The sequence below is a fragment of the Enterovibrio norvegicus genome, assembly GCF_002876705.1.
Taxonomy (GTDB): domain Bacteria; phylum Pseudomonadota; class Gammaproteobacteria; order Enterobacterales; family Vibrionaceae; genus Enterovibrio; species Enterovibrio norvegicus_B.
This window is the reverse complement of record NZ_MDAG01000072.1, coordinates 1-5310: the sequence shown is the minus strand read 5'-3', so window position 1 is coordinate 5310 and position 5310 is coordinate 1. Positions and strand designations below refer to the sequence as shown.

The window sequence follows — 5310 nt, the reverse complement described above, 5'->3', positions numbered from 1 at the left end:
TGAAGTCGTGTCTTCGTTGACCGTGGTTTCGACCGCTGCTGGGTTGTCTGGCAAGACTTCGAATCCGCCGCCAGATGTGCCAGTCACAGACACTTCAAAGACATCATCGTCATTGGTTTCAAGGATGGAGTCATCCAAGGTCTCTACGGTGAAATCAGTCGACGTAGTACCCGCGGCAATCACCACATTTCGGGTGACAGGGGTGACATCGCCATCTTCTGATGTCTTGTGCCCGACAACGACAGTGACAGTCAAATCTGTTGTTGGGGCTTCGCTGATAGATAACGTGTAAGACGCTTCTTCGCCTTCAGTGACTTCCGCATCACCCGTTAACGTCAGGGTTGGTTTGTCAGTAGACGTGGTGTCTTCATTGATCGTGGTTTCAACCGCGGCTGGATTATCCGGCAAGACTTCAAAGCCACCACCGGATGTGCCAGTGACAGACACTTCGAACACATCATCGTCAGACGTTTCTAGGATCGAATCATCCAGAGTTGCGACAGTAAAGTCGATAGACGTTGTGCCTGCGGCAATGACAACACTGCGAGTGACGGGTGTGACATCGCCATCTTCTGATGTCTTATGACCGACAACAACGGTGACGGTTAAATCTGTTGTTGGGGCTTCGTTGATAGATAACGTGTACGACGCTTCTTCGCCTTCGGTAACGTCTGCATCACCCGTTAACGTCAGGGTCGGTTTATCCGTCGATGTCGTATCTTCGTTGATCGTCGTTTCAACGGCTGCTGGATTATCTGGAAGGACTTCAAAGCCACCACCAGAAGTACCTGTCACTGAGACTTCAAAAACGTCATCGTCGCTGGTTTCGAGGATCGAATCATCCAAGGTCGCAACGGTGAAGTCAGTTGATGTTGTGCCTGCGGCAATGACGACACTGCGGGTGACTGGCGTGACATCGCCATCTTCGGAAGTTTTGTGACCGACAACTACTGTCACGGTTAAATCAACCGTTGGCGCTTCTGAAATGGTCAGGGTGTAGCTGGCTTCTTCGCCTTCAGTGACTTCCGCATCACCCGTGAGCGTCAGCGTAGGTTTATCGGTCGAGGTTGTGTCTTCATTGATCGTGGTTTCAACCGCCGTTGGGTTGTCTGGCAAGACTTCAAAGCCACCGCCAGAAGTACCTGTCACTGAGACTTCAAAAACGTCATCGTCGCTGGTTTCGAGGATCGAATCATCCAAGGTCGCAACGGTGAAATTAGTCGACGTTGTACCTGCTGCAATCACGACACTACGGGTCACAGGCGTGACATCGCCATCTTCTGATGTCTTGTGCCCGACACCGACAGTGACAGTTAAATCTGATGTTGGTGCTTCTGAAATGGTCAGCGTGTAGTTGGCTTCTTCGCCTTCGGTGACTTCGTTATCACCCGTAAGTGTCAGCGTTGGTTTATCTGTAGATGTGGTGTCTTCGTTGATGGTCGTTTCAACCGCCGATGGGTTATCTGGCAACACTTCAAAGCCGCCACCAGAAGTGCCAGTCACAGACACTTCAAAGACATCATCGTCATTGGTTTCAAGGATCGAATCATCCAGCGTCGCGACAGTAAAGTCGGCAGACGTTGTACCCGCGGCAATGACAACGCTGCGGGTCACTGGGGTAACATCGCCGTCTTCTGAGGTTTTGTGTCCAACCACGACAGTCACGGTTAGATCAACCGTTGGTGCTTCGCTGATGGTCAGCGTGTAGCTGGCTTCTTCGCCTTCAGTAACTTCCGCATCGCCTGTGAGCGTCAGGGTTGGTTTGTCCGTCGATGTGGTGTCTTCATTGATGGTTGTTTCGACCGATGCTGGATTATCTGGAAGCACTTCAAAGCCACCACCAGAGGTGCCTGTCACTGAGACTTCGAATACGTCATCGTCAGACGTTTCTAGGATCGAATCATCGAGCGTCGCGACCGTAAAGTCGGTAGAGGTTGTACCCGCGGCAATGACGACACTGCGGGTGACTGGCGTGACATCGCCGTCTTCGGAAGTCTTGTGTCCAACCACGACAGTCACGGTTAAATCTGTGGTTGGTGCTTCTGAAATGGTCAGCGTGTACGACGCTTCTTCGCCCTCAGTCACTTCATTGTCGCCAGTTAACGTCAGGGTTGGCTTGTCGGTCGAGGTCGTGTCTTCGTTGATCGTGGTTTCAACTGCAGACGGATTATCCGGCAGCACTTCAAAGCCGCCACCGGAAGTGCTAGTGACTGACACTTCAAAGACATCATCGTCAGTGGTTTCAAGGATGCTGTCATCCAAGGTCGCTACGGTAAAGTCTGTGGATGTTGTGCCTGCTGTAATGACGACACTGCGAGTGACTGGCGTGACATCGCCATCTTCTGATGTCTTGTGCCCGACAACGACAGTGACAGTTAAATCTGATGTTGGTGCTTCTGAAACGGTAAGGGTGTAACTGGCTTCTTCGCCTTCGGTAACGTCGGCATCGCCTGTGAGCGTCAGCGTAGGTTTATCGGTCGAGGTTGTGTCTTCATTGATCGTGGTTTCAACTGCCGTTGGGTTGTCTGGCAAGACTTCAAAGCCACCGCCAGTCGAGCCAGTGACCGACACTTCAAACACGTCATCGTCATTGGTTTCTAGGATCGAATCATCCAGCGTCGCGACGGTAAAGTCTGTAGAGGTGGTGCCTGCTGCAATCACCACACTACGGGTCACAGGGGAGACATCGCCGTTTTCTGATGTCTTATGACCGACAACGACCGTCACAGTTAGGTCAGAAGTAGGGGCTTCGCTGATGGTCAGCGTGTAGCTGGCTTCTTCGCCTTCGGTAACTTCCGCGTCACCCGTTAACGTCAGGGTTGGCTTGTCGGTCGAGGTCGTGTCTTCATTGATCGTGGTTTCGACCGCGGCTGGGTTGTCTGGCAGCACTTCAAAGCCACCGCCAGAAGTGCCCGTTACCGAGACCTCAAAGACATCATCGTCATTGGTTTCAAGGATCGAATCATCCAAGGTCGCAACGGTGAAGTCGGTGGACGTTGTACCCGCGGCAATGACAACGCTGCGGGTCACTGGGGTAACATCGCCGTCTTCTGAGGTCTTGTGTCCAACCACGACAGTCACGGTTAGATCAACCGTTGGTGCTTCGCTGATGGTCAGCGTGTAACTGGCTTCTTCGCCTTCGGTGACTTCGCTATCACCCGCAAGTGTCAGCGTTGGCTTGTCGGTCGAGGTCGTGTCTTCATTGATCGTGGTTTCAACCGCGGCTGGGTTGTCTGGCAAGACTTCAAAGCCGCCGCCAGAAGTACCTGTCACTGAGACTTCAAAGACATCATCGTCAGTGGTTTCCAGGATCGAATCATCCAAGGTCGCAACGGTAAAGTCGGTAGAGGTTGTGCCTGCTGCAATCACGACACTACGGGTCACTGGGGTAACATCGCCGTCTTCTGATGTCTTGTGTCCAACCACGACAGTCACGGTTAAATCTGTGGTTGGTGATTCTGAAATGGTCAGCGTGTATGACGCTTCTGCGCCTTCAGTAACTTCCGCATCGCCCGTGAGCGTCAGGGTTGGTTTGTCGGTAGACGTGGTGTCTTCATTGATCGTCGTTTCAACTGCAGACGGATTATCCGGCAGCACTTCAAAGCCACCACCAGAAGTACCTGTCACTGAGACTTCAAAAACGTCATCGTCGATGGTTTCGAGGATCGAATCATCAAGTGTCGCGACAATAAAGTCGGTAGACGTTGTACCTGCTGCAATGACCACATTTCGGGTGACTGGCGTGACATCACCGTCTTCGGAAGTCTTGTGTCCAACCACGACAGTCACGGTTAGATCTGTGGTTGGTGCTTCTGAAATGGTCAGCGTGTACGACGCATCTTCACCTTCGGTAACTTCGCTATCGCCCGTGAGCGTCAGGGTAGGTTTGTCCGTCGAGGTTGTGTCTTCATTGATGGTGGTTTCGACTGCTGCGGGATTGTCCGGCAGCACTTCAAAGCCGCCGCCCGTCGAGCCAGTAACAGATACTTCAAACACATCTTCGTCGTTGGTTTCCAGGATGGAGTCATCGAGTGTCGCCACGGTGAAGTCGGTTGAGGTTGTACCTGCTGCAATGACGATATTGCGGGTCACAGGCGTCACATCGCCGTCTTCGGAGGTCTTGTGACCCACAACAACAGTGACTGTGAGGTCTGTTGTTGGCGCTTCACTGATAGTTAATGTGTAAGACGCTTCTGCGCCTTCAACGACTTCTGAATCACCCGTGAGCGTCAGCGTTGGTTTGTCCGTCGACGCCGTGTCTTCATTGATGGTGGTTTCAACTGCTGCGGGATTGTCCGGCAAGACTTCAAAGCCGCCGCCCGTAGACCCTGTTACCGACACTTCAAAGACGTCATCGTCGTTGGTTTCAAGGATGGAGTCATCGAGCGTTGCAACGGTAAAGTCAGTTGACGTTGTACCTGCTGCAATCACTACATCACGAGTAACAGGCGTCACATCGCCATCTTCGGATGTCTTATGACCGACAACGACAGTGACGGTTAAATCTGTTGTTGGTGCTTCAGAAATGGTCAGCGTATACGACGCTTCCGCGCCTTCGATAACTTCTGAATCACCCGTGAGCGTTAACGTCGGTTTGTCGGTCGAGGTCGTATCTTCATTGATCGTGGTTTCGACCGCTGCGGGATTGTCCGGCAGGACTTCAAAGCCGCCGCCCGTCGAGCCTGTTACCGACACTTCAAACACATCATCGTCGTTGGTTTCGAGGATGGAGTCATCCAAGGTTGCGACAGTGAAATCGGTGGAAGTCGTACCTGCAGAAATCACCACATCGCGCGTGACAGGGGTGACATCGCCGTCTTCTGAGGTCTTGTGCCCAACCACGATAGTCACAGTGAGATCAGAAGTCGGCGCTTCTGAAATGGTCAGCGTATACGACGCTTCCGCACCTTCAACGACTTCTGAATCACCCGTCAACGCGAGCGTTGGTTTGTCCGTAGAGGTCGTATCTTCATTGATCGTGGTTTCAACTGCAGATGGGTTGTCTGGCAGCACTTCAAAGCCACCGCCAGACGTGCCTGTGACTGACACTTCAAAGACATCGTCGTCGTTGGTTTCAAGGATCGAATCGTCGAGTGTTGCGACCGTAAAGTCGGTAGACGTTGTGCCTGCTGCAATCACCACATCGCGTGTCACAGGGGTGACATCGCCGTCTTCGGACGTCTTGTGTCCAACCACGACAGTGACGGTTAAATCGGAAGTAGGGGCTTCTGAAATGGTGAGCGTGTAAGAGGCTTCAGCTCCTTCAACGATTTCTGAATCACCCGTGAGCGTCAGCGTTGGCTTATCGGT

The 5310-nt window shown here is 52.5% G+C and carries 1 protein-coding gene; it reads right to left on the bottom strand.

Annotation, left to right across the window (positions count from 1 at the left end):
- On the bottom strand, positions 1-5310 hold a 5310-nt coding region (locus BCT27_RS24205), incomplete at both ends, for a beta strand repeat-containing protein (protein WP_102397031.1).